Below are 22,051 nucleotides of genomic sequence, written 5' to 3'. Positions count from 1 at the left end.
TCACTCGCCCTTCAGGTGCGCGCTCAGCCACCGGATCGACGGCGGGATGTACTTGCGGAACGTCTTGAAGTTGTGGCCGCCGGTCGGCAGCAGCACCCTGTCCACCACCAGCGGAGGGCGGGCGGCGGCCATGAACCGCCGCGCGGACGGGAAGGTCTTCTCGCCCACGTCCGCCGAGGCGACGAGCACCGACACCGGCGGCTGCGGCAGGTTCCGGAGCCGCCAGATCAGGTCGTTGTCGCGCCGGAGCCGCGCGCTGCCGCCGTACAGGTCGCCGGTCGTGGTGTCGAGCAGGGCGTGGAAGTGGCCGGCCATGCTCACCGCGGCGGCGAACCTCCCGGAGTGCAGCATCGCCAGCTTCGTCGCGCAGTATCCGCCGGTGGAGTAGCCCGCGAGGCCCCAGCCCGCGCGGTCGTAGGCCGTGCGGTAGGTCTCGGAGATCGCCTCGGGGACGTCCTGCGCGAAGAACGTCTCCACCTTCGGGCCGCCGGGGACGTCGGCGCACTCGGTGTCCCGGCCGTCCTCGACGGTCGGCCGCATCAGCACGTAGATCATCGGCTGGACGCGGCCCGCCCGCTGCTCGCGCGCCACGGTGTCCGGCACGTGCCCCTTGCCGATCCAGACCTGCCGGTCCGCCGCCGGGTACCCCGCGATGAAGATCACGACGGGCAGCCGCCGGGCCGCGAAGGGCCGCTGGAAGTACTGCGGCGGCAGGTAGACGTACGCCTCGGACGAGATCCCGGTGCGGATCCCGCGGATGTCCAGGTGCTCGACCTGGCCGTCCCGCTCGGGAAGGGGCCGCCCGGCGCGCGCCGGCGCGAGGCTCTCGCGCACCTTCCGGACCACCTGCGAGGCCGCCCTGGCGTTCGGGACGGCCGCCGGCCCGTGCCGGGCGGCCTGCGCGCGGCCGCCCGCCGCGCTCGCCAGGTCCGCCCACGAGCCGTAGAACAGGTAGTAGCCGTTGAGCGCGGTCACCAGCGTCACCAGGACGGTGAGCTGGCAGCCGAGCAGCAGCAGGACGCGTCCCGCGGCGGCGCGGAGACCGGCGGACGCGGCGCGCGGCCACGCCCACACGGTCGCGGCCAGGGATCCGGACGTGAGCGACGCGAGCAGAACGAGCAGCCCCCAGCTCGTCAGTCCCACCTTCGGTCCTCCTCTGGCAGGGCGCGCCGCGTTCCGGGCGCGCGAGGGAGCAACTGAGCCGACATACGGCACAGGCAGCGGGGACGTTCAGTGGGCGGACCCGGATGGGGGCCCTGACCCGGCGAAGGCACCGGTACCGGAACGGCCCGGGGAGCCCGCGCCGTGTCAGCCGTTCAACGGTGTGTGCCGGGTCGAAGTGCCAGTCGGCCGAGAAGTGTCAGCCGGTCCACCGGATGGGCAGTCGTTCGAAGCCGTGGCGGGCGCTCGACCGCAGCATCACCGGCTCGCCCGCCGGGCGGACGCATCCCGGCCGGTTCAGCAGCGCCACCAGCAGGGCACGGAGGTGGACCCGGGCCAGCCGGGCGCCGAGGCACGCGCGGTCGCCCTGGCCGAAGCACAGATGGGGGCGGACGCGCTGCTCGCGCTGGCGGGTGCGCCCGAAGCGGGACGGCCGGGTGGCGGCCGGGAGCGCGCGGAACCGGTCGGGCAGGAAACGCGCGGGCTCGGGGAACACCCCGTCGTCGTGGTTGGCGGACGCGAGCCACAGCGCCACCCGCTCGCCCGCGAGCAGCGGCACGCCGCCGATGACGGTGCCGCGCCGCATCGTCCGCCACACCTGCATGACGGGCGTCCACCAGCGCAGCATCTCCTCCACGGCGCTGTCGAGGAGGCCGTCGTCCGCCCGGCGGTCCCGCAGCCGCTCGTACTGCACCGGATGGCGGATGAGGGCGTGCACGCCGCCCGCCAGGGTGTCCCGGAGCGTCTCGGGGAGGTCGCGGACGACGTCGGTGACGAAGTCGACGGCGGCGCCGTCCGGCATCCGGTCCAGCATGGCCCCGGTGGGCGGGTCCATGTCGATCCGCGCCGGCCCGCCGTCGGGCGCCCCGTACGACGGGCCGTCCGGCGCGTCCGCCCCGGAGCCGTCGCCGGGCAGGGGGCCGTGCAGGACGCCGTCGGCGTCCGGGGAGAACAGCTCGGGATGGGCCAGGGCGTGCCGGACGTCCTCGTACCGCAGGACGGCCCACGACCCCGGCCGGCCGGCCAGCCGCCCGTCCAGCCACACCACCGGGGTACGGCCCCTGAGGCGTTCCAGCCGGTCATAGGGGATGCCGCGGACGTAGGTGTCGGGGCAGCCGAGGACCTCGGCGTCGGAGATGGGCAGCGCGCCTCGCCGTTGAGGCATGGGAACCTCCTCCTTCAAGGCGGACGCTAACGCGTCCCGGCCGGACCCGGCGTGTCCGGATTCGGCCGTCCCGCGGGGTGGCGCGCCACCGTCCCGCTCCTCTCAGCCGGCGAGCCACTCCCCGGTCTCGACGCTGACCAGCCCGTGCCTGGCGGCCTCGATGACCGCCTCGCGCTGCGAGTGCACGCCGAGCTTGCTGAGCACGCTCTGCACATGGCTGCGGGCGGTGCTGCGCGTCACGCCCATCGCCTTGGCCAGCGCCTGCGTGGACTCGCCGCGCGCGAGCCGGGTCAGGACCTCGCGCTCGCGCGGGGTGAGGAACCGCGCGACCTGCTGGGCACGGCTGCGCGGCCGGGCGCCGCCGCGCTGCGCGGCGAGGTCGGCGACGACCTCCCCGGCGCCCACGCGGCGCAGCAGCGCGAGGATGTCCCCGGCCTGCTGCCCCTTGTGCGCGAACCCGCGCACGCCCGCCGCGACGCCCGCCTCCAGCACCCGCTGCTCCAGGAAGCCGGTCAGCACGACGAACCGCGTCGCCGGCGCGGCGGCCCGCAGCCGCGGCATCCACTCCAGCGCGGTGCCGGACGGGAACCGCAGGTCGATCAGGCAGACGTCGGCGCTCCTGCCGCGCAGCACGGGCAGGGCGTCCTCGGGGAGTAGACCACCCCCACGACGGTGTGCCCGGCGTCCGACAGCACCAGGGACAGCGAGTCCGCGAACACCGCGTGGTCGTCGCAGATGATGACCCTCATGGACGCGGCCGCCGCTCGTCGCGGTCCCGTCCCGGACACGTCTCGGCGGCGAGCGGCGCGGCCAGCGGCTCGGGTGGCGGCGCCGCCGGGAGCAGCATCCGCACGCGGGCACCGCCCATCTCGCAGGTGCGGATCTCCAGGCTGCCGCCGTACCCGGAGATCAGGTCGTGGACGATGCCGAGGCCCAGCGAGGCCAGCCCGTGACGCGGCGCGTCCCGTCCGCCGGAGTGCGGCGCGTCCCGTCCGGCCGGGCGCGGCGCGTCCCGTCCGGCGCCGAAGCCGGGCCCGTCGTCGTCGACCTGGATGACCACCCAGCCCTGGACGACCTCGACCCGCACGTCCACCCGGCCTCCGGCGACGCGGCAGGCGTTGTCGAGGACGTTGCGGAGCGCCCGCCACAGCGCGACGGGGTCCATGTGCGCCCACGCCTCGTCCGCGTCGAGGCAGATCTCGTGGGGGGTGGCGAGCCGGATCCCGGTGACGACCTCCTCGGTGAGGCCGTCCACGCGGATCCGCTCCGGGGAGGGCAGCGGCTGGTCGTCGTCGTCCTCGTCGAGCCGCCGCAGCAGATGGTCCAGCCAGCGGGTCTCGCCGAGCAGCTGCTCGATGCGCCGCCGGCTCACCTCCCCGACGTCCTCCGACACCGCGACCGCCGACGCCAGCATGATGATCGTGCCCAGCTCGTGCCGGATGTCGTGCCGGAGCCTCCGCCGCCACAGGGCGTGCGCGGCACCGCCGGCCGGCGCGCGCACGTGCGGGGAGGGCCGTCGGTCGTTCATGAATGGTCCCCCGTCCGTAATGCCCGGCGCCACCACGACGGTCGCGCGACAGGACGGTGGTGTCCAGATAATCTGCCGCAATATACCGGTGTATGACCGGAAGTGGACAGTAAGTAACGGGCCGTAAACTTTACCCTTTGTCAGGGCGTCCAAGTAAGGATTGGCCCTCTGTGCGAGGCCATTTCTTTCATGCCTAAGGCGTAGCCGCTTTGCGCATTCCGGTGGGTGCGGGCGCGCGGCCGCGGGGAGACAGTCTACGCATGCCAACGGTCACTTTTCTCGGGCATGCGGGCGTGGCGGTGGACGCGGTGGCGTTCCACCTGCTCGCGGACCCGTGGCTCGCTCCAACGGGGGCCTTCCTCGGAGCCTGGCACCAGTATCCCAGAAACGATCACCTCGACACCGCGGCGCTGCTCGAAGCGGACTGGGTCGCCGTGTCCCACGAACACCTGGACCACTTCGATCCCTGGGTCATCGAGCGGCTCCCCGCGCGCACCAGGATCCTCATTCCGCGCTACCCCGGTCCGGCCTTCCGGGAACGCATGGCGGCGGCCGCCGGGGGGCGCCAGGTAATCGAGCTGCCGGCCTGGGAGAAATTCCCACTCGACAATCGGGGTTCCTGGATCACCGCGATTCCCGAGCTCTCCCCGATGTGCCATGACGCGGCTTTCCTGATGGTCGCCGACGGTCATGGTTTCCTGAACTGCAACGACGCCCGGCTCACCGCCGCGCAGGCCCGCCGGGCCAAGCACCTGGTGGGAGGGCGGCTGGACCTGATGGCGCTCCAGACGGCCGGTGCGTCCTGGCATCCGATCTGCTACGAGTACCCGGCCGAGGAGATGGCCGCGGTCTCGATGGACAAGCGGGTCGCCAAACTCCGGGCCGTCCAGCGCCTCGTCCGGCAGACGGCGCCGGAGCTGGCGGTGCCGTTCGCGGGGCCGCCGTGCTTCCTGGACGAGGAGGTGTCCCACCTCAACCGGGTCCTCGACCAGGAGGACGGGGCGTTCTGCGATCCCGAGATGGCGACGGCGTGGCTGCGCGAGCACCTGCCGGCGCAGCGCTGGGACCACTTCAGGCCCGGCGACTCCATCGACCTCGGCACGGGCACGGTCGTCCGGGACCCCGTCTCGGCCGCCTTCTCCTTCGCCGACGCCGGACGGGCGGAGTACCTCAGGCGGTACGCCGAGGACCGGGCCCCGTTCATCGCGGACGTGATGGCGGAGAACCCCGACCCCGCCCCCGGCCTGTTCGACCGGTTCGCCGCGCACTTCGAGCACCTCGGGACCCTGAGCGACTACTTCCTCCGGCAGATCGCCATGGTGGTCCGGTTCGAGATCACCGGTCCCCACGGCGGGTCCTGGGACGTGGACTTCTCCCCGGACGGGCTGACGGTCGCGCACGCCCTGCCGGGCACTCGCCCGCACTACCGGATCACCACCGCGGGACGCTGGCTGGAGGGCGTCCTCGACGGCAGGATGGCGTGGGAGGACCTGCTCATCTCCTTCCGGGTCGGCCTCTACCGCGACCCCGACGTGTACAACGACCACCTCGTCGGCCTGCTCAAGCACGCCAACGCCCCGGCGCTCCAGGCCGTCGAGGCGTACGAGACAGGGCGGGACGAGACCGAGCGGATCGTCGTCGAGTGGCGCGGCGGAAGCTACGACATCCCCCGCTACTGCCCGCACGCGGGCGAGGACCTGTCCATCGGCGCGGTCATCCGGGACGGGCGGGTCCACTGCCTCGCGCACAACTTCGCCTTCGACCTCGCGACGGGGGCGTGCGTGAACGCCCGCGCCGCGAACCTCACCAGCCGCCGCGTCTCCTAGAGGCCACCGGGAGCCTCCACCCCGGCCCGTGCCGGGCACGCATCTCGTCACCGCGTGTCCGGCACGGGTTCCTCGCTGTGATGTGTTACTTTTTCCCCTGCTTATTGGGGGTTTGAAGGGGTGCGCGGGGAGTGAACCGCAAGAGGCTCGGCCTGCTGGCCGTCGCGTTCGTTCTGGTGATCGGTCTGATGGAAGTCCTGGCGTTGAAGGTGGGGTCGCTCGAATTCTCTCTGCCGGATAAGAAACCGGCGGTTGCCGACAAAACCTGACATTTCACACGAGATCACCCGTCAACGCCGGGTATTGCGGGCCTTCATGACGCTCTGAAGGTCGGGATGGGCGCCGCCCGACGCGTCCGACAGCGACGGGCACGCCCATTCCTTCTGGCGACCCCAGGAGTAGGAGACCTCCAGCGGCGGACGCGGCGCGAGCCGGTCCCAGCGGGCGAGGATCGCGCGGAGCTGGCCGGTGGTCGGCAGCCAGTACTGCTTGTCGCCCTCGGAACAGCCCTGCCCGAACGTCTGGAACACCGGCGCGATCCTTTGGCGCGGGATGCCCGCGTCGTCCGCCATGCGGACCATCCGGTCGATCGCGTCGATGTTGCATGTGTCGCGGACGCGCGCCGACCCCTTGCAGGGGTAGGGGTCGAGCCCGACGAGATCGACGCCGACGTTCCTGGGAGCGACCGGTTCCATCGGCCAGTCGGTGAGCGAGATGAACGACACCTGCCCGGGGGCGTGCCTCCTGATGTAGTCGGCGCGGCGGCGGATCTCCCCGGCCACCCGCGGGCACTCCCCGCTGTTCGGCTCGTCCGACAGGTACCAGCCGTACACGCGCGGATCGCGGCCGAACCGCCCCACCGCCCGCGTGAACGCCTCGAAGCCCAGCTCGAAGTCGCCGCAGGTGAAGTTGCCGACCCACAGCAGCGCCTGCATCCCGGCCGGGACGCCGGCGAGGAGCGCGTCCTCCGGCTTGACGTCCACCAGGTCATAGCCGAGCGCCTTCAGCCGCGGGTAGTCGGCGGGCCCGGTGTTCAGCGCGACGCGCCGGGTCGCGCCTGGCTTCGCGGCGGGCGTGCCCGGCGACGCGAGCGGCCCCCGGTACGGCTCGTAGCCCCCCGACGAGCGGGCGCGCACCGCCAGCAGGAACCCCGCCACCAGCACGAACGCGGCCACCACGGCGGCGACGCGCACCCGGACGCTGCCCATGCCCACCCTCCGCTCACCCCTCCCGGCGCCCGCCGTCCTCCCCGGGCGGCGCCTGGAGCGGCGGCGCCTCGATCGGCGGGAGCGTGAACCCGAGGATGTGCCGGACGGTGTCGACGAGCGCCCGGACGGTCGCGCCGAGCGTGGGCTCGCGGAGGTAGACGGCGTCCACCGCCACCCGCGCCGGGACGATCCGCTCGATGTAGTTGACGAGGTCCACCTCCTCGCCGGGCCCGAGGACGTCGAAGTCCCGGAACCGCACCTCGGACACGCCGGTGAGGCCCGGCCGGTGATCGAAGATCCACCGGCAGCGCGCGTCGTAGTGCACGGCGAGATCGTAGGTCTCCGGCCGCGGCCCGACCAGCGTCATCTGGCCGCGCAGCACGTTCACCAGCTGCGGCAGCTCGTCCAGCGACCACCGGCGCAGCAGCTTGCCCACGCGGGTGAGGCGCGGGTCGCAGTTGGCGGTGACGGTGAGCCCGCCGACGCCCTGCCGCATCGTCCGGAACTTGTACATCGTGAACGGCCGCCCGCCCTGGCCCACCCGGGTCTGCCGGAACACGCCCGGCCCCGGGCTGGTCAGCCGCACCAGCCCGTAGAGGAGCAGCAGCGGGACGCTCAGCAGCAGCAGCCCGGCCAGCGCGCCCGCGACGTCCAGCGCCCGCCGCCCGGCGGACGGCGCGACACCGTCGGACGGGTCCACCGGCCGCTCCGCGAGCCCGGTGTGGTCCTCGGACATGGTCACCCCTTCTCTCTCACGTGGCGGAACCACACCAGCAGCGCCACCGTGGTGGCGACGAAGGAGACCGATGTGGCGATGGCGGCGCCGACCGCGCCGTGCGCCGGGATCAGGACCGCGCCGAGCACGACGACGACCAGCAGGCCGATGCCCTGCCCGGTGGACGCGGCGCCGGGCCGCCCGACGCCGTACAGGTAGGCCATGACGAGCCCGGTGACGCCGAACGTGACGACGCCCGCCAGCCGGATGTAGGTCGGGACGACCGCGTCGTCGAACACGTCCCCGAACACCCAGGGCAGCGCCGTCCCCGCGACGAGCGCCAGCGGCAGCGCCGCCAGCACGGACACGCCGAGCGCGGGCAGGACGAGCCGCGCCGTCCGCCGCGTGGCGGTCGCCCTGTCCTCCTTGGCGAAGTCGGGGTACAGGACGTAGTTGAGTGCGAGGCCCGGGAGCTGCACGAGCTCGGCGAACTTGCTCGCGACCGTGTAGACGCCGAGCACCTTCGGCCCGGCGAGCGCGCCGAGCAGCGCCATGTCGAACCGGAGCTGGAGCAGGTCGATGAGCTGGCCCAGGTAGCCGCGCAGCCCGTACCCGGAGATGGTGCGCCCGAGCCGCGGGTCGGGCCGCCCCCACCCGGCGAAGAAGCCGCGCCCGGCGAGCCGCCGCGCGATCCACGCCGCCGCGGCGACGTCGGCGAGGACGAGCCCGGCGATGAGCGCGCCCGGCCCGTACCAGCCGGTGAGGATCACCAGGTAGATCGGCAGGAACACGAACTCCTCGACGGCGATCGCCAGGCTGGCGCCGTGCTGGTCGCCCGTCCCCTGGAGGAGCCCCTTCCCGACCGACACGAACCCCTGCGTGAACGCCGGGACGGCGGCGACGAGCGTGATCCACACCCCGAACGATTCGAAGAACACCACGTGGAGCGCCGGGCTGAGCACGAGCCAGCCCAGCCCCCCGGCGACCGCGCCGATCACCGTCAGCCACGCCAGCGTCGGCCGCACCCGGCTCTGGTCGTAGTCGTCCTTGGCGAGGAAGAACGGCGCCGCCGCGGGCAGCCCCGCGTTCGACAGCTGGCACAGCAGCCCCGGCAGGATCCGCACCAGCGTGAACGCGCCGACCAGCTTCGGCCCCCCGATCCGCGCGACCAGGATCGTCGCGATCCCGAGCGACGCCAGCGCCCCCACCCGCCCCGCCAAATTCCCTGCGATTTTTATTGCAGTGCCCTTGGCGTCGGGCCCGGGGGGCCCTCCTTCCACGGGCACCGCGGCGATCGCTGCATCGCTCCGATCTCGCCCTGGAGGGCTCGCTTCGCGATCAGGTTCTCGCGGGCTCGAACCTGGCTTCGCACGCGATCGCGGCGGGTGGGTCGGCCAGATCGATCTTTTTGGGATCTGGCCTGCCGGGCTTCGGCGGCCGTAGAGGTCCAGGGCGGCTATCAGGCCGAAGAAGGCCCAGCCGTGGCGGTAGTGCAGGGTCTCGTAGAACAGGCCGGAGATGAGGAAGACGGCCACCAGCGCGCCGAACAGTTCCGGGCGGGGGACGAGGCGGGCGTAGTCGCCGGTCAGCGCGTCGCGCCGGGCGATCCGCACGCATTTGAGCAGCAGCATGAAGACCAGGACGATCAGCGCGATCCCGCCCAGGAGGCCGCGTTCCAGCACCGAGGCGATGTAGTCGTTGTGCGCCTCGCGGACGTAGGTCTCCTGCCGGATCCGCATCTGCGACTCGGTCTGGCCGGCGCCGATGCCCCAGGGGTGCGTCTGGTCCTCGATCATCTGGACGGTCGTGGCGAGGACGGTGCTGCGCGAGCTGGTGCTCTCCCCGGTCGTCCGGCCGATGGAGTCGCGGAGGATGGGGGACGCCTGGCTGGCCCTGTCGAGGTAGGGCTGGATGTCGATCTGGCTGAGGACGGCGATGCCGCCGCCGCCGACGAACAGCGCGAGGGTCCCGGCGGCGATCGCGTGGTGGGCGCGGCCCTCGCGGAAGAGGCGGAACAGGAAGCCGAGCAGCAGCGCGGCGCAGAGCGCCAGCGCGCCGCCGTTGGAGCCCGTCAGGACCTCGGCGGCGAGGAGGATCCCGCAGACCGCGTACCGCCTCCAGGCCGTCTCGGGGAACCGCGACGCGCGCGCGATGAAGAAGACGCAGATGAACCAGTTGGACGCGTAGTTGGCGTCCCCGAAGGTGAACATGGCCCGTTCGCCGTCGATCTGCTTGCCGGACAGGGCCTCGATGCCGAGGACGAATCCGGCGATCATCACGACGGCGTAGAACGTGCCGATCCACACGAAGGCGCGCAGCGCGAGCCGCAGCAGCGCGGGGTCGCGGCCGAGGTTGGCGACGCACACCGCCCACAGCAGGACGAACAGGTCCTTGAACAGGGTCAGCACGCCGGCGTCGTTCACCAGCGCGGCGATCCCGCCCGCGATGATCGTCAGGAGGGTGGGGATCAGGAACGGCCAGCGCAGCGGCAGCCGCCCGGACCCCGCCCACAGCAGCGTCACGACGGTGACGCCGACGAGGACGAGGTCCGGCAGGCCGGTGTTGCCGGGGCCGGGCGGCAGCCCGGCGGGCATCAGCATCGGCAGCGAGGCGATGCCCGCGACGAGCGCCACGGAGGTCAGCCGCCACCGGCGCCGCGCGGGCGCGGCGGGTGCCGCGTCCGGTGTGGTGCCCGCGCCGGGCGGCGCGTGGATGGTGGCGGTCATCGGCCCTTCCGTCCCCTCAGCGCCGGAACGGCCGCTCGGACGTGCCGCGGTAGGTCTCGTCCAGCACGGTCCCGAGGTGGGCGGGGGAGAACCAGTCGCCGACGCGGGCGCGGGCGCGGGCGGCCATCCGCGCGGCGCCGGACGGGTCGTCCAGCAGCGCGGAGATCGCCCCGGCCAGCGGCGCGGGATCGCCGGGCGGGACGAGCATCCCCGTCTCGCCCGCGAGCACCAGGTCCTGGTTGGACGGGACGGCGGTCGCGACCAGCGGGACGCCCGCGCCGATCGCCTCGACCAGCACGCACGGCAGCCCCTCCCAGCGGCTGGACATCGCCATCACGTCGAACGCCGGGAGCACGGCGGCGACGTCGTCGCGGTGGCCGAGCCAGCGCATCCGCTCGCCGACGCCGAGGCGCGCGGTGAGCCTCTCCAGCTCGCCCGCCATGGTCCCGCCGCCGACCCACAGCCCGAACACGTCGTCGGGGAGCCGCGCGAGGGCCTTCACGAAGATCTCCGGGCCCTTCTGGTAGGTGAGCCGCCCGATCGACCCGACGACCTTCACGCCGAGCGGCAGGTCGAGGCGCCGCCGGGCGTGGGCGCGGGACCCGGGGGCGGCGGCGTAGGCGTCGACGTCCACGGCGGGCCACGACAGCCGGATCCGCTCCGGCGTCGCCAGGCCGAGCCGCAGCGCGGTCGTGACCGTCTCCGACCCGATCGCGAGGAACGCGTCGGTGTGCTTCGCGGCGAGATGTTCGAGGCGGATGTAGGCGCGGCGGCGCGCCCACGACTGGAACTCGTTGAACGGGAACCCGTGCCAGGTGTGGACGATGCGCGGCACGCCCGCCCGGGCGGCGGCGACGCGTCCGATCACGCCGCCCTTCGCGCTGTGGGTGTGGACGACGTCGTAGCGCCCCTCCGCGAGCACGCGGGTCAGGGTGCGCAGCGCCGCCATGTCGTCGCGCGGTGAGATCTGCGGAACCAGCGGCCCGACCTGCACGATCTCCATCCCGGCCTCGTGCGCGCGGGGCGTCAGGTCCCCGGCGGCGGCGTTCGCGACCGCCGCGTCCCCGTACAGGACGGTCTCCTCGCGGGACGCGGCGCGGCTGTCGATGCCGACGCCGCCGGTGACGATCGCGCGCTCGTAGCCGTCGTCCGGCAGGGACAGGGCGCCGTTCAGCGCCACCTGCCCCGCGCCGCCGTTGAACCGGGTGATCACCGTGGCGACGCGGAGCTTCCGGCCGCCGGTCGCGCCGCTCGGGGTCGCGCTGCCACTGGTCACGGGCACCTCACAGACAGGGGACGTCGGGGCCGGGCCCCGCGCCGGGGAGGGGCGGCGGCCCGGCCGGGCGGGCCCGCCGGATGGGGTGGTACTCGGGCAGCAGCCGGCGCAGCAGCAGCCGCACCCGCGGTGCGTCGCCAGCGGCGGCCGCCGCCTCCAGCGCGTCGAGCAGCCGCGGCAGCCCGGCGGGCGGCGGCGCCGGGCGGGTCGCCCAGATCTTGGGGTGGACGGTGCGGATCCGGCGCTCGGAGTCGGCGAACGCCTTCTCCGCGAGCTTCTCGCCCGGCCCGAGCCCGCTGAACCGGATCGTCACCTCCGGCAGCCGGAGCTGCTCGGCATAGCGGTGCACGAGGTCCACGACCGGGACGGGGCTGCCCATGTCGAGGACGAACGTCTCCGCCTCCTCGGCCAGCGCCGCCGCCTCGATCAGCAGCCCGGCGGCCTCCGCCACCGTCATCAGGTGCCGGGCCGCCTCCGGATGCGTGACGGTGACGGTCTCGCCGCAGGAGATCCGGTGCGCCAGCAGCGCCAGCAGCGACGCCGCCTCCCCGATGACGGTCCCGACCCGGACCGCCGCGAAGCAGGTGGGGCCGCCCGCCGCCGTCCGCAGCAGCAGCTCCCCGAGCCGCATCGTCGCGCCGAACACCGACGTCGGGTCCGCGGCCTTGTCGGACGAGACGAACACGAGCCGTTCCACGCCGTGCCGGACGGCGGCGTCCACGACGTGCCGGGTGCCGATGACGTTGTCGGCGACGCCGCGGCAGGGGTCACCCTCCACGCGCGCCAGCCCGTGCTGCGCCGCCGTGTGGAACAGCAGGTCGGGACGGGCCGCGGCGACGACCGCGTCCACGCGCCGCGCGTCGCGGACGTCGGCCTCGGCGAGCGTGACCGCGTCGGCGTCCACGAGGCCGGGGAGGCCGCCCTCCAGGCGCCCGGCCAGCTCGCCGCGGAGCCGCGCCAGGCCCCGGGCGTCCTTGTCGACCAGGCACAGCTCGGCGGGGCCCAGCCATCCCACCTGCCGGCACAGCGCGGACCCGACCGTCCCGCAGGCGCCGGTCACCAGCACCCGGCGGCCCCGGACGAGCCGCCGCCCGCGGCCCCCCGCCAGCACGACCTCGTCCCGTCCCATCAGCAGGGCGAGCGGCCCGGCCGCCACCGGGACGGCCGCCGGGCAGGGGCCGTGGGCCCGGCGCGGGAGGCGTGGCAGGAATCGGCGCACGGTCAGCCCCGGGCCCGCAACGCCCCGGTCAGCGCGGAGACGACCCGCTCCTGGCCGTCGGGCGTCAGCCCCGGGTACAGCGGGAGCGACAGCAGCTCCTCGCCGACCCGGTCGGTCACCGGGACCCGCCCGCACTCCTCCTCGCCCAGGATCCGCCGGTAGGACGTCATCTGGTTGGCCGGGATGAAGTGCACCGACGTCGCGACGCCCGCCGTCTCCAGCTCGGCGATGAGCGCGTCCCGGTCCGGGACGCGGACCTGGTACAGGTGCCAGGCGTGCTGGAGGCCGTCCAGTCCCCGCTGCGGGAGGGTCAGGCCGGGCAGCCCGTCCAGCGCCGCGTCGTAGCGGGCGGCCAGTTCGCCGCGCGTCTTCTGCCAGCCGGGCAGCGCCACGAGCTGCGCGCGTCCGATGGACGCCTGGATGTCGGTCATGTTCGCCTTGAGCCCGACGTCCTTCACGTCGTACCGCCAGCTTCCGCCCGGCAGGTACCGCTTCCAGGAGTCCTTGCTCATGCCGTGCAGCCGCATCGCCCGCACCCGGTCGGCCAGCTCCTGGTCGCCGGTCGCGATCGCGCCGCCCTCGCCGATCGGCATGTTCTTGGTGGCGTAGAAGGAGAAGCACGCCGCGTGCGACTCCGCCCCGACCGGTCGCCCGCCGCGCTCCGCCCCGGGGCCGTGCGCGGCGTCCTCGACGACCCGGTCGCGGCCCAGCCCCGCCGCCTCGGCCAGCGCCGCCACGTCCACCGGGTACCCGCCCTGGTTCTGGACGACCATCGCCCGCGGCGCCGTCCGCGCGGCGGCCTCGGCGACCTCCCGCGGGCCCGGCACCAGCGTGTCCTCGTCGATGTCCACCAGCACCGGCCGGTGCCCGGCGTGCAGGATCGCGTTGATCGCGCCGCAGAACGTCAGGCTGGGCGTCAGCACCGGCGACCCCTGCGGCAGGTCCATGGCGCGCAGGCACAGCTCCAGCGCCGTCGTGCACGAGGCGACCGCGACGACGTGCGGCGCGCCCAGGAAATCGGCGAAGTCCTGCTCGAACGCCGCGGTCTGCGGCCCGGTGGTCACCCACCCGGAGTCGAGCACTTTCACCACCGCGTCCGACACCTCCCCGGCGAACGACGGGACGGTGAACGGAACCGTTGTCCGGCTCATCCGGCTACCCCCTGCTCCTGCGCGAAGTTCTCCTGCTGGACGTGGCGACGACCCCGAGCAGCGGCCACCCGGACGCCTCCACCAGGTCGCGGACCTGGTCCAGTCCCGAGACCGGCGTCACCGGCCCGACCACCGCGACCACGCCGACCTCGTCGTCGAGGCCGGGGTCGATGTCCTCGAACGCGTGCACGTGGCACAGCGCCCGGAGCGGCACCGGCTGGGTGACCTCCGAGGGGGAGGTCGCCTCGCCGGACCTCTTCGTCATGACGGTGGTGCCGCCGCCGGCCCGGACCACCGAGGTACTGCCCCTGCGGACCGGCCCGGAGCTGTTGGGCGACGGCTTGTCCGGCGCGGGGCCGTCACCGGTGCCGCCGCCGGATCCCGCGCCGGTCCCGGCGTCGCCGGTGCCCTCGCCGTCGTCGGGGGCCGCGCGTCCTGGACGGGCCGCGACGACCTTCGCCGCGTCCCCGTACACCGCCGCCGCGATCGACGACACCAGCGCCGCGGGCAGCGGGCCGGGGGCGCCGACGAGGGCGACGCGCACGACGCCCTTGCGCCGCGCGGCCAGCCTGAGCCGGCGTCCGAGGTCGGCGAGCTCGGAGGGGCCCCGGTCGGCCCAGCCGAGCAGCGGGACGCCCAGCCGCACGGCCACCCGCCGCTGCCCCGGGATCGTGGGGCGGACCGTCTCCGCCACCACCGCGACGAGGATCCCGCCGACCAGCCCGACCAGGCCCGCGACGACCGACATCATGACCACCGGGTTCGTCTCCGGCGCGAGCACCGCCGGCTGCACCACCGACGCCGTGCCCGCCGCCGAGAGCTGCGCGCGCAGGTCCGAGCGGTTCGAGCGCAGGTCCGTCAGCTCCGCCTGCACCCGCTCCCGCTCGTTCGCGGCGCCGATGTCGGGATCGGGCTGCGCGCCCGCGCGCCGCGACAGCGGGCCGAGCCGCTTCTCCAGCTCCCGGACCCGCTTGTCGATGCTCGCGATCTGGCCCGTGATCGAGCCCTGGTTCGACTCGTTGATCTCCCTGACGACCTCGGTCCCGATGGCGTCGGCGAGCTTGCGCGCCACCTCCGGGTCGGTGTCCTTCACCGACAGCTGCACGACCGTGGACGTGCCGAGGCCGGTGACGCCGATGGCCTTCGCGACCTTCTCCGGCGCGCGGCGCACGCCCTGCCGCCGCAGCACGTCGTCCAGCAGGTTCCGGCTCGTGGCGAACGCCTTGACCTGGCTGACCACGATGCTCACGCCCGCGTCGCCGGGCGCCGCGTCGGTGGCCCGGCTGCTGGCCTGGAGCCGCGACTCCGCGACGGCGGGCGGGTCCTGGCCGCTCATGAGCAGGCCCACCAGCAGCAGCGGCAGGACCGTCATGGCCAGCAGGAGCGCCCAGTAGCTGCGGACCACGCGCGCGGCGACTTCGTCGATCTCCACGGTGCACCCTCCGGGCCGCCCTCGGGCTTCGTCACGGCCGAGCGTAGGAACCCCGAATCCACCGGGAATCGCCCAAACGACGACCCCGCACTACGCCGTTTGCATCAGAGATCAGCCGCGCGGGCGCATCCCCGCCCGCATCGCGAGCGTGATGGCCTCCAGCGCCGAGTGCAGGTCGAGTTTCGCGAGCAGGTTCTGCGTGTGCGTCCGGACGGTGTTGGCCGACAGCCCGAGCCGCTCGGCGATCTCCGCGCGCCCGAGCCCGTCGACCATGCACTGGAGCACCTCCCGCTCGCGCGGCGTCAGCGCCGCCAGCAGCCGCGCGCCGCCGTCCGGTTCCGGCGCTCCGCTCAGCAGCCGCCGCAGCACCTCGCCGAGCACGTCCGGCGGGACCCACCCGCCCTGCCGCGCCGCCGACCTGATCACCCGCGCGACGAGGTCGGCGCTCTCGGTCTTGGACAGCCAGCCCACCGCCCCGCGCCGGACGGCCTGCACCAGCGTGTCCAGGTCGTCCGTCGCCGTCAGCACCACCACCCGGACGTCCGGATGCGACGTGCGCACCCGGTCCAGGACGTCCAGGCCGCTCTCGGCCCCCAGCGTCATGTCGAGGACGAGCACCCGGGGGCGTTCGGTGGCGGCCAGCGCGAGCGCGCGCCGCACGTCCGCGGCGACGGGAAGGATCACCAGGTCGTGTTCGCGCTGCAGCCGGGCGGACAGCGCCTCGGCGAACAGCGCGTGATCGTCCACGATCAGGACGCGGATGGGTTGCATTCCCCGACCATGGACGCTGCGCGGGCCGAGCGGATCCTGCAAACGCTGTACTCGCGGCGGGGCGTTCGCGGCCGCGGGTTCGGTGCCGCGGGAAGGAGCCCGTGCGCGGACGCGCCGGACCGGTCCGTGGTTCACGCCCGGCCGGAGCCGGTCAGCCCGTCAGGGTGCCGTTGACCACGGTGCGTCCGCTGCCGATCCTGAGCGTGACGATCCGAGGACGGGGATGCCGTATGAAAGTGCTGATCACAGGGGGAGCCGGGTTCATCGGAAGCACGATCGCCTCCGCCTTCGCGGAGCGCGGGATCACGCCCGTGGTGCTCGACAGCCTCATCACCGGGAGGCAGGAGTTCACCGAGGGCAAGATCTTCTATCAGGGGGACATCGGCGACGGCGTCCTCGTCGACCAGATCTTCCAGGCCCATCCGGACATCGCCGTCACGGTGCACTGCGCCGCGCTCATCGTGGTGCCGGACTCGATGACCGACCCCGAGCGCTACTACCGCGTCAACCTGACGAAGACGCTCGACCTCGCGGGTCACCTCCTCCGCAACGGATGCGAGCGGATGATCTTTGCGTCCACCGCCGGGATGTACCGTCCCGAACCCGATCTGTCGGTCTCGGAGACGTCCGCGCTGGATCCGCAGAACCCCTACACGCGGTCCAAGATGATGGCGGAGCTCCTCCTGGAGGACCTCTCGCGGGCCCACGGCCTGCGCGTCATCTCGCTCCGCTACCTCAACCCGATCGGCGCCGACCCGCGGCTGCGCACCGGCCTCCAGAACAGCAAGCCCACCCACGCCCTCGGCAAGATGATCGAGTCCTACGAGAACGGCGTCGCCTTCACGATCACGGGCACCGGCTGGGACACCCGCGACGGCACCGCGATCCGCGACTACATCCACGTCTGGGACATCGCCCGCGCCTTCTGCGAGGCCGCCGCCCGCTTCGACGCGATCGTCCCGCCGGTCCAGCCCGCCGGGCGCACCGGCTACGAGGTCGTCAACCTCGGGACGGGCGACGGGACCACCGTCCGGGAGCTGGTCACCGCCTTCCGCGAGGTCGTCGGCGACGGCTTCCAGGCCGTGGACGCCCCGGCCCGTCCCGGTGACGTCGTGGGCGCCTTCGTCCGCCCGGACAAGGCGTGGGAGCTGCTCGGCTGGAAGCCCGAGTACACGATCGAGGACGCCATCCGCCACTCCCTCCAATGGGCCGAACGGCGCCGCCGGAGCGCCGCCTGACCCGCCCGCACGGGCCCGTCCGGTCCTTCTGACGCGGGGAGGACCGCACGGGCCTGCGCGCGCGCCCGCTCTCCACTGATTTGCCCACTTCGGGCTAGTTTGCGGAAGAATGCGGGGCGGGAGACGGCGAGGAGGCGCAGTGAGCGGCGACGAGCGGTCCACCGTCAGGCGGGCGCCGACCAAGGGTCAGCAGGCCAGGCGGGAGCGGCTGCTGGAATCGGCGCGCCGGCTCGCCCTGGAGGGCGGCTACCACGCCGTCACCATGCACGACGTGGCCGACCGCGCCGGGGTCGGCCGCGCGACCGTGTACCGGTACTTCGCCACCAAGGACCACCTGCTCACCGAGGTCGCCGCCACCTGGGCGCACCGCGTCGCCCGCGACGTCGACGCGCTCGCCGTCGGCGGCGCCCCGCTGGAGCGGCTCACCGCGCTGCTGGAGCGGATCGTGTCCGCCGCCGCCGGGGAACCGGCGCTGACCTCCGCCATCGTCCAGGCCGTGACCTCGGACGACCCCGGCGTGGACGACGCGCGCACCGTGCTGTTCCTGTTCGTGCGGGACCGGCTGTCCGCGGCGATCGGCGACGCGCTGCCCGGACGCGACGACGTCGAGGTCGCCCTCGGCCACATCCTGCTCGCGGCGCTGCTCAGCCTCGGCCCCCTGCACCGCCCGCCCGAGGAGGTCGCCGCCATGGTCCGCGCGTCCGGGCGGCTCGTCCTGGCCGGGGCGATGACCACCGCGACGGCCTGAACAGCCGTCCCTCCATGACGCCTTCGGCCTTGCCTCGCGCGGGCCGGTATCGCGCTCGCGTGACGGTTGAGGTCCCTGGTCGGCCGTCCGGGTCAGCCTAGGCGGATCAGTTTCTTCAAGGGGGACGGGGGCTTCAGGGGACGGTCCAGCTTCAGCGGGACCTTGGCGGCTCCTGCTGTGATCATGCCCACCCGGGCGCCGGTGCCCGCCCGGTGCGGGGGGTCGCCCTCGACCGCGACCGGCACGGTCAGGCCCGGCCATCCCACCACGGTCAGGGCGGACGCGACGCGCACCGGCGTCCTGCCGCCGAGCCCGTCGTCGATCCGCGCCACCGGGGCGTTCGCCGGTGCCAGCGTCGCCGCCGTCATCGCGCCCTCCGCCGCCGCCACGAGCTGCTGCCCGGCCGTCACCGCCGCCATCGCGCTCGTGGACCGCTGGCCCATCACCGCGCCCACGATCAGCGTCGTGACGCCCGCCACCCGCTTGCGCGCCGCGAACACGAAGTTCCCGCCCGCCGCGTCCGTGTAGCCGGTCTTGCCGCCGACCACGCCGTACTGCCCGAGCAGGATGTTGCCGCCCGGCCGGGGCTCCCCGCCACCGTCCGGGATGTAGGCGGGATGGTCGACGATCTCCGCGAACGCCGGGACCTTCATCGCCGCTCGCAGCAGCTTCACCTGGTCGGCGGCCGTGCTCACCGTCCGCGAGTCGTAGCCGCTCGGGTCGGTGTACGTCGTGCCCGTCATGCCCAGCTCGCGCGCCGCGGCGTTCATCTTCGCCACGAACGCCGCCTCGTCGCCCGAGTCCCAGCGCGCCAGCTCGTGCGCCACGTCGTTCGCCGAAATGATCATCAGGGCCTCCAGCGCCTTGCGCTGGGTGAGCCGCTGGTTCGCCGTCACGCCGAGCAGCGACTCCTCCCGCTTGCGGCGCGCCGGGATCTGCGCCGCCGCCTGCGGCGACACCGTCAGTACCGGCCCCGGCTCACCCGGCCGCAGCGGATGCCCGCGCAGGTACACGTACGCGGTCATCACCTTGGCGACGCTCGCGGTCGGTGTCGGCGCCGATCCGCCGGACGCCCCCATCGGCCCGAGCCCCTCCACGTGCACGGCCGACTGCCCCTGCGCGGGCCACGGCAGCGCCGGAGCCGCGCCGGGGAACGTGTGGGAGGCCGCCGCGGAGAGCGTCAGCCTGATCGTCGGGTCGGGCACCGGCCGGACGAGCTGCCCCGTCACCACCCCCGCGACCAGGACCGCCGCCGCCAGCACGATGACCAGCGCGCGGCGTCTCCGGCGAGGGCGGGGCGCCCCGCCCTCCTGCGCGTCCGCCGGAGGGACGGGCGCGGCGGGGGCGACGGCCGGTGGTGCAGGTGGCTGTGGTGCAGGTGGTTGTGGCGCGGGTGGCTGCGGTGCGGCGGCCTGCGGTTCGGTGGCCTCTGGTTCGGGCGCGGGTTGTGCGGGTGCTTCGTCCTCCCAGGGGGCCGCCCACCGCCCTGACGACCCTGTTTCCGGACGTTCGGCATCGGCCTGCACGGGCGGCTTGCCTTCCCATGGGCCGGGGACGGGCTGCGCCGGTTCTTCGCGTGTCGGTGTCCCCGCGGGTGTGTCCTCGACGGTCGGCGTGGGGCTCCGGCGCACGGAGATGTCCGGCCTGGTCAGCGCGGCGGCCTTCTTCCGGGACGCCTCGTCCTTCCGGGACGCCTCGTCCGTTGCCTCGCCGGGCGTGTCGTCGTCCTCGCCGGGGGTCTCCTCCCGCGCCTTCTGCCCGGGTGCGTCGGGGATGCGGAACTCCGCCGTCCCGGAGCGCGCCGGTTCCGGCTTCGGCGCGGCGGGCGCCTCCGCCCGGGTGCCCTCGGGCGCCGTGCCCTCAGCGGCCTCGTCCCCGGGAGCCGGGTCCCCCGCGGCGTCCGGCCGGACGGCCTGCTCCGATTCCTGCTGGGCGTCGGCCACGGCCAGACCCTCCTCGTCTCTGTCTCCCGACACGCGGACAGGCCGACCCGCAGGCAGCGCGCTCCTTCACCGTCAACCCCCGTGCACATTGAAGGATGCGAAGTTTAGCCGGGAGGTTCACTTCGTTACGCATCAGTGATCCTGCCGCCGCGGGACGTCGTGAACCCGGACGCGGGGTTGCGGAGATACATCGCTGACACAGTCCCCACGGGAAGGCCGGTCCGCATGCCATGGTGTCAGCGATGACCGCACCTTCGGCTGGTATGCCCGTAACGGGCGCACCCGCCGCGCCCGGCGTGCCCTCCGCCCCGCCGCGCGACGCCGATCTCGTCAGGCGGTCGCTGGACGACCCGGAGGAGTTCGCGGCGCTGTTCGACCGCTACTCGGCGATGATCTACCGCTACGTCTCGCGGCGGCTCGGTCCCGGGCCCGCCGAGGACCTCGTCGGCGAGACGTTCCTCGCCGCCTTCAGCCGGCGGCACCGCTACGACCTCGCGCAGCCGGACGCGCGGCCGTGGCTGTTCGGCATCGCGACGAAGCTGATCGCGCGGCATCACCGCGGCGAGGCGGCCCGGTACCGGGCGCTGCGCCGCAGTCCCGTGGACGGCCCGGTCGAGGGCCCCGCCGAACGGGTGGCGGACGGGGTGACCGCGTCCGCGGCGCGCCCGCTGCTGGCCGAGGCGCTCGCGGGGCTGCCCCGCCGCGACCGGGACGTGCTGCTGCTGGTCGCGTGGGGGGACCTGGCCTACGAGGAGGTCGCGCGGGCGCTCGGCATCCCGGTCGGGACGGTCCGCTCCCGCCTGAGCCGGGCCCGGCGCAAGGTGCGCGCGCGGCTCGGCGGCGCCAACCCGATGCACGAGGAGGAGTAGCCGTGGACGATCTCGAACTGCTCCGCGCCCTCGGCCGTGACCTGGAGGAGGAGCCGCCCGGCTCGCTCGCCGGGCAGCGCCGGCGGCTGACGGGCGAGGCGGGCGGCGCCGCCGGCGGGCGCCGCCGGCCCGGCCTCCGCGCGCCGGGCCGGTGGACGGCGCTCGCCGCGGTCGCCGCGGTCACGGCGGCACTCGCCCTCATGCCCGCGCTGGTGCTCGGCGGCCATGGCGAGGCGGTGCCCGGTGGTTCCGGCCGCACCGCGATCGCGACGGGCCGGGCGCTGAACGTCCTGTTCGTCGGCGCGGACGGGCGGGGGACCGCCCCGGCGCGCTCGGACACCCTGGTGCTCGTCCACCTGCCCGCCGACCGCGCGAAGGCGCGTGTGGTGAGCATCCCGAGGGACTCGCTGGTGTGGTTCCCCGCGTGCGAGGTACCCGGCGGGAAGGTCGTCCCGCCGCACCGGGGCCCCATCGACCAGGCGTTCTCCCTCGGCGCCGGGTGCGCGCGCACGACGGTGGAGTCGCTGACCGGCGTGCGGATCGACACCACCGTGGTGATCGGTTTCGGCGGGTTCGCGCAGATGGTGGACGCCGTCGGAGGTGTCGAGATGACGCTTCCGAAGGCCGTCCGCGACCCGGCGCCGGGGCTGTCCGCCCCTGCGGGACGGGTGCGGCTGGACGGCGCGGCCGCGCTCGCCTATGTCCGGGCCGGGCACGGCCGGGGCGACGGCTCGGAGCTGTCCCGGATCGAGCGCCAGCAGCGGTTCATGGCGGCCCTGCTGCGGCAGGCGCACGACCTGCGGCTCCGCAGCCCGGTCCGGTATACGAAGTTCCTTGCCGTCTCGGCGGCTTCGGTCGCCACCTACCCGCGCCTGGACGTCCGGGCCCTCCAGGCCGTGGCCCGCGGCATGGACGAGACGGGCCCCGCGGCGGTCACGTTCGACACCGTCCCGGTGAGGCCCGCGCGCGAGGATCCCGGCGGGCTCGCCTGGGACCGCCCGGCGGCCGACAGGCTCTTCTCGCAGTTCCGGGAATGAGGCCCTGTTCGCAGGGTAGGGCCCGACCCGTCCCGGGA

General features: G+C 74.2%; 20 protein-coding genes. 6 read left to right on the top strand and 14 right to left on the bottom strand.

The features are described 5' to 3' along the window. From AGRA3207_RS14150 to AGRA3207_RS14130, 5 genes are all read right to left on the bottom strand, one after another. Entirely contained in the window at positions 1-1,143 is a 1,143-nt protein-coding gene (locus AGRA3207_RS14150) for an alpha/beta hydrolase (RefSeq protein WP_231335087.1), read from the bottom strand. A gap of 217 nt (positions 1,144-1,360) precedes the next feature. Next, positions 1,361-2,326, bottom strand: a complete 966-nt coding sequence (locus AGRA3207_RS14145; RefSeq protein ID WP_231335086.1) for a cytochrome P450 — start codon at positions 2,324-2,326, stop codon at positions 1,361-1,363. Positions 2,327-2,428: 102 nt separating this feature from the next. After that, a complete protein-coding gene (locus tag AGRA3207_RS14140) occupies positions 2,429-2,959 on the bottom strand; it encodes a LuxR C-terminal-related transcriptional regulator (protein ID WP_231335085.1) in 531 nt (176 codons plus the stop codon). Further along, positions 2,926-3,075, bottom strand: coding sequence for a helix-turn-helix domain-containing protein (locus AGRA3207_RS14135; protein WP_231335084.1), 150 nt, complete (start codon positions 3,073-3,075; stop codon positions 2,926-2,928). The genes AGRA3207_RS14140 and AGRA3207_RS14135 overlap by 34 nt, the downstream gene beginning before the upstream one ends. Beyond that, a complete protein-coding gene (locus tag AGRA3207_RS14130; protein ID WP_231335083.1) occupies positions 3,072-3,854 on the bottom strand; it encodes a sensor histidine kinase in 783 nt (260 codons plus the stop codon). Before AGRA3207_RS14130 ends, AGRA3207_RS14135 begins: the two co-directional genes overlap by 4 nt. A gap of 260 nt (positions 3,855-4,114) precedes the next feature. On the opposite strand from AGRA3207_RS14130, the gene AGRA3207_RS14125 reads away from it, so the two are divergent. Continuing rightward, positions 4,115-5,680 carry a Rieske 2Fe-2S domain-containing protein gene (locus AGRA3207_RS14125; protein ID WP_231335082.1) on the top strand — a complete coding sequence of 522 codons (1,566 nt, stop codon included), beginning with the start codon at positions 4,115-4,117 and terminating at the stop codon, positions 5,678-5,680. Positions 5,681-5,811: 131 nt separating this feature from the next. Further along, positions 5,812-5,949, top strand: coding sequence for a hypothetical protein (locus tag AGRA3207_RS14120; RefSeq protein ID WP_231335081.1), 138 nt, complete (start codon positions 5,812-5,814; stop codon positions 5,947-5,949). Positions 5,950-5,970: 21 nt separating this feature from the next. Here the strand turns inward: AGRA3207_RS14120 and AGRA3207_RS14115 are convergent, their stop codons facing one another. From AGRA3207_RS14115 to AGRA3207_RS14080, 8 genes are all read right to left on the bottom strand, one after another. Further along, positions 5,971-6,888: a hypothetical protein gene (locus AGRA3207_RS14115; protein WP_231335080.1), complete on the bottom strand. Its 918-nt coding sequence runs from the start codon at positions 6,886-6,888 to the stop codon at positions 5,971-5,973. 13 nt (positions 6,889-6,901) lie between these two features. Next, a complete protein-coding gene (locus AGRA3207_RS14110) occupies positions 6,902-7,624 on the bottom strand; it encodes a sugar transferase (RefSeq protein WP_338028277.1) in 723 nt (240 codons plus the stop codon). Positions 7,625-7,626: 2 nt separating this feature from the next. After that, complete coding sequence (locus tag AGRA3207_RS14105; protein ID WP_231335079.1) at positions 7,627-10,329, bottom strand: O-antigen ligase family protein; 2,703 nt, start codon at positions 10,327-10,329, stop codon at positions 7,627-7,629. Between the two features lie 16 nt (positions 10,330-10,345). Further along, complete coding sequence (locus AGRA3207_RS14100) at positions 10,346-11,605, bottom strand: glycosyltransferase (protein WP_231335078.1); 1,260 nt, start codon at positions 11,603-11,605, stop codon at positions 10,346-10,348. A gap of 7 nt (positions 11,606-11,612) precedes the next feature. Beyond that, positions 11,613-12,824, bottom strand: coding sequence for a polysaccharide biosynthesis protein (locus AGRA3207_RS14095; RefSeq protein ID WP_231335077.1), 1,212 nt, complete (start codon positions 12,822-12,824; stop codon positions 11,613-11,615). A gap of 2 nt (positions 12,825-12,826) precedes the next feature. Continuing rightward, complete coding sequence (locus tag AGRA3207_RS14090; RefSeq protein WP_231335076.1) at positions 12,827-13,975, bottom strand: DegT/DnrJ/EryC1/StrS family aminotransferase; 1,149 nt, start codon at positions 13,973-13,975, stop codon at positions 12,827-12,829. Between the two features lie 4 nt (positions 13,976-13,979). Further along, positions 13,980-15,407, bottom strand: coding sequence for a YveK family protein (locus tag AGRA3207_RS14085; RefSeq protein WP_231335075.1), 1,428 nt, complete (start codon positions 15,405-15,407; stop codon positions 13,980-13,982). A gap of 111 nt (positions 15,408-15,518) precedes the next feature. Further along, entirely contained in the window at positions 15,519-16,178 is a 660-nt protein-coding gene (locus AGRA3207_RS14080) for a response regulator (RefSeq protein ID WP_231335074.1), read from the bottom strand. A gap of 230 nt (positions 16,179-16,408) precedes the next feature. On the opposite strand from AGRA3207_RS14080, the gene galE reads away from it, so the two are divergent. Then, positions 16,409-17,416 carry a UDP-glucose 4-epimerase GalE gene (galE, locus tag AGRA3207_RS14075; RefSeq protein WP_231335073.1) on the top strand — a complete coding sequence of 336 codons (1,008 nt, stop codon included), beginning with the start codon at positions 16,409-16,411 and terminating at the stop codon, positions 17,414-17,416. Positions 17,417-17,555: 139 nt separating this feature from the next. Beyond that, a complete protein-coding gene (locus AGRA3207_RS14070) occupies positions 17,556-18,164 on the top strand; it encodes a TetR/AcrR family transcriptional regulator (protein ID WP_231335072.1) in 609 nt (202 codons plus the stop codon). A gap of 92 nt (positions 18,165-18,256) precedes the next feature. Here the strand turns inward: AGRA3207_RS14070 and AGRA3207_RS14065 are convergent, their stop codons facing one another. Beyond that, positions 18,257-20,140: a D-alanyl-D-alanine carboxypeptidase family protein gene (locus tag AGRA3207_RS14065; protein WP_231335071.1), complete on the bottom strand. Its 1,884-nt coding sequence runs from the start codon at positions 20,138-20,140 to the stop codon at positions 18,257-18,259. 230 nt (positions 20,141-20,370) lie between these two features. Here AGRA3207_RS14065 and AGRA3207_RS14060 point away from each other — a divergent pair, with 230 nt between their 5' ends. Next, positions 20,371-20,976, top strand: a complete 606-nt coding sequence (locus tag AGRA3207_RS14060; protein ID WP_231335070.1) for an RNA polymerase sigma factor — start codon at positions 20,371-20,373, stop codon at positions 20,974-20,976. A 2-nt stretch (positions 20,977-20,978) separates the two neighbouring features. Beyond that, positions 20,979-22,013, top strand: a complete 1,035-nt coding sequence (locus AGRA3207_RS14055; RefSeq protein WP_231335069.1) for an LCP family protein — start codon at positions 20,979-20,981, stop codon at positions 22,011-22,013. The last annotated feature ends 38 nt before the right edge of the window (positions 22,014-22,051 follow it).

It is taken from the genome of Actinomadura graeca (assembly GCF_019175365.1).
GTDB lineage: Bacteria > Actinomycetota > Actinomycetes > Streptosporangiales > Streptosporangiaceae > Spirillospora > Spirillospora graeca.
The sequence above is the reverse complement of the archived record's forward strand: the minus strand, read 5'-3'. Positions and strand labels throughout refer to the sequence as shown.

What these genes read in the sequence shown, in the direction of transcription:
- AGRA3207_RS14115 (WP_231335080.1), bottom strand. Translation starts at nt 6,888, where the DNA reads ATGGGCAGCGTCCGGGTGCGCGTCGCCGCCGTGGTGGCCGCGTTCGTG.
- AGRA3207_RS14135 (WP_231335084.1), bottom strand. Translation starts at nt 3,075, where the DNA reads ATGAGGGTCATCATCTGCGACGACCACGCGGTGTTCGCGGACTCGCTG.
- AGRA3207_RS14105 (WP_231335079.1), bottom strand. Translation starts at nt 10,329, where the DNA reads ATGACCGCCACCATCCACGCGCCGCCCGGCGCGGGCACCACACCGGAC.
- AGRA3207_RS14125 (WP_231335082.1), top strand. Translation starts at nt 4,115, where the DNA reads ATGCCAACGGTCACTTTTCTCGGGCATGCGGGCGTGGCGGTGGACGCG.
- AGRA3207_RS14145 (WP_231335086.1), bottom strand. Translation starts at nt 2,326, where the DNA reads ATGCCTCAACGGCGAGGCGCGCTGCCCATCTCCGACGCCGAGGTCCTC.
- AGRA3207_RS14110 (WP_338028277.1), bottom strand. Translation starts at nt 7,624, where the DNA reads ATGTCCGAGGACCACACCGGGCTCGCGGAGCGGCCGGTGGACCCGTCC.
- AGRA3207_RS14090 (WP_231335076.1), bottom strand. Translation starts at nt 13,975, where the DNA reads ATGAGCCGGACAACGGTTCCGTTCACCGTCCCGTCGTTCGCCGGGGAG.
- AGRA3207_RS14130 (WP_231335083.1), bottom strand. Translation starts at nt 3,854, where the DNA reads ATGAACGACCGACGGCCCTCCCCGCACGTGCGCGCGCCGGCCGGCGGT.
- AGRA3207_RS14060 (WP_231335070.1), top strand. Translation starts at nt 20,371, where the DNA reads ATGCCCGTAACGGGCGCACCCGCCGCGCCCGGCGTGCCCTCCGCCCCG.
- AGRA3207_RS14080 (WP_231335074.1), bottom strand. Translation starts at nt 16,178, where the DNA reads ATGCAACCCATCCGCGTCCTGATCGTGGACGATCACGCGCTGTTCGCC.
- galE (WP_231335073.1), top strand. Translation starts at nt 16,409, where the DNA reads ATGAAAGTGCTGATCACAGGGGGAGCCGGGTTCATCGGAAGCACGATC.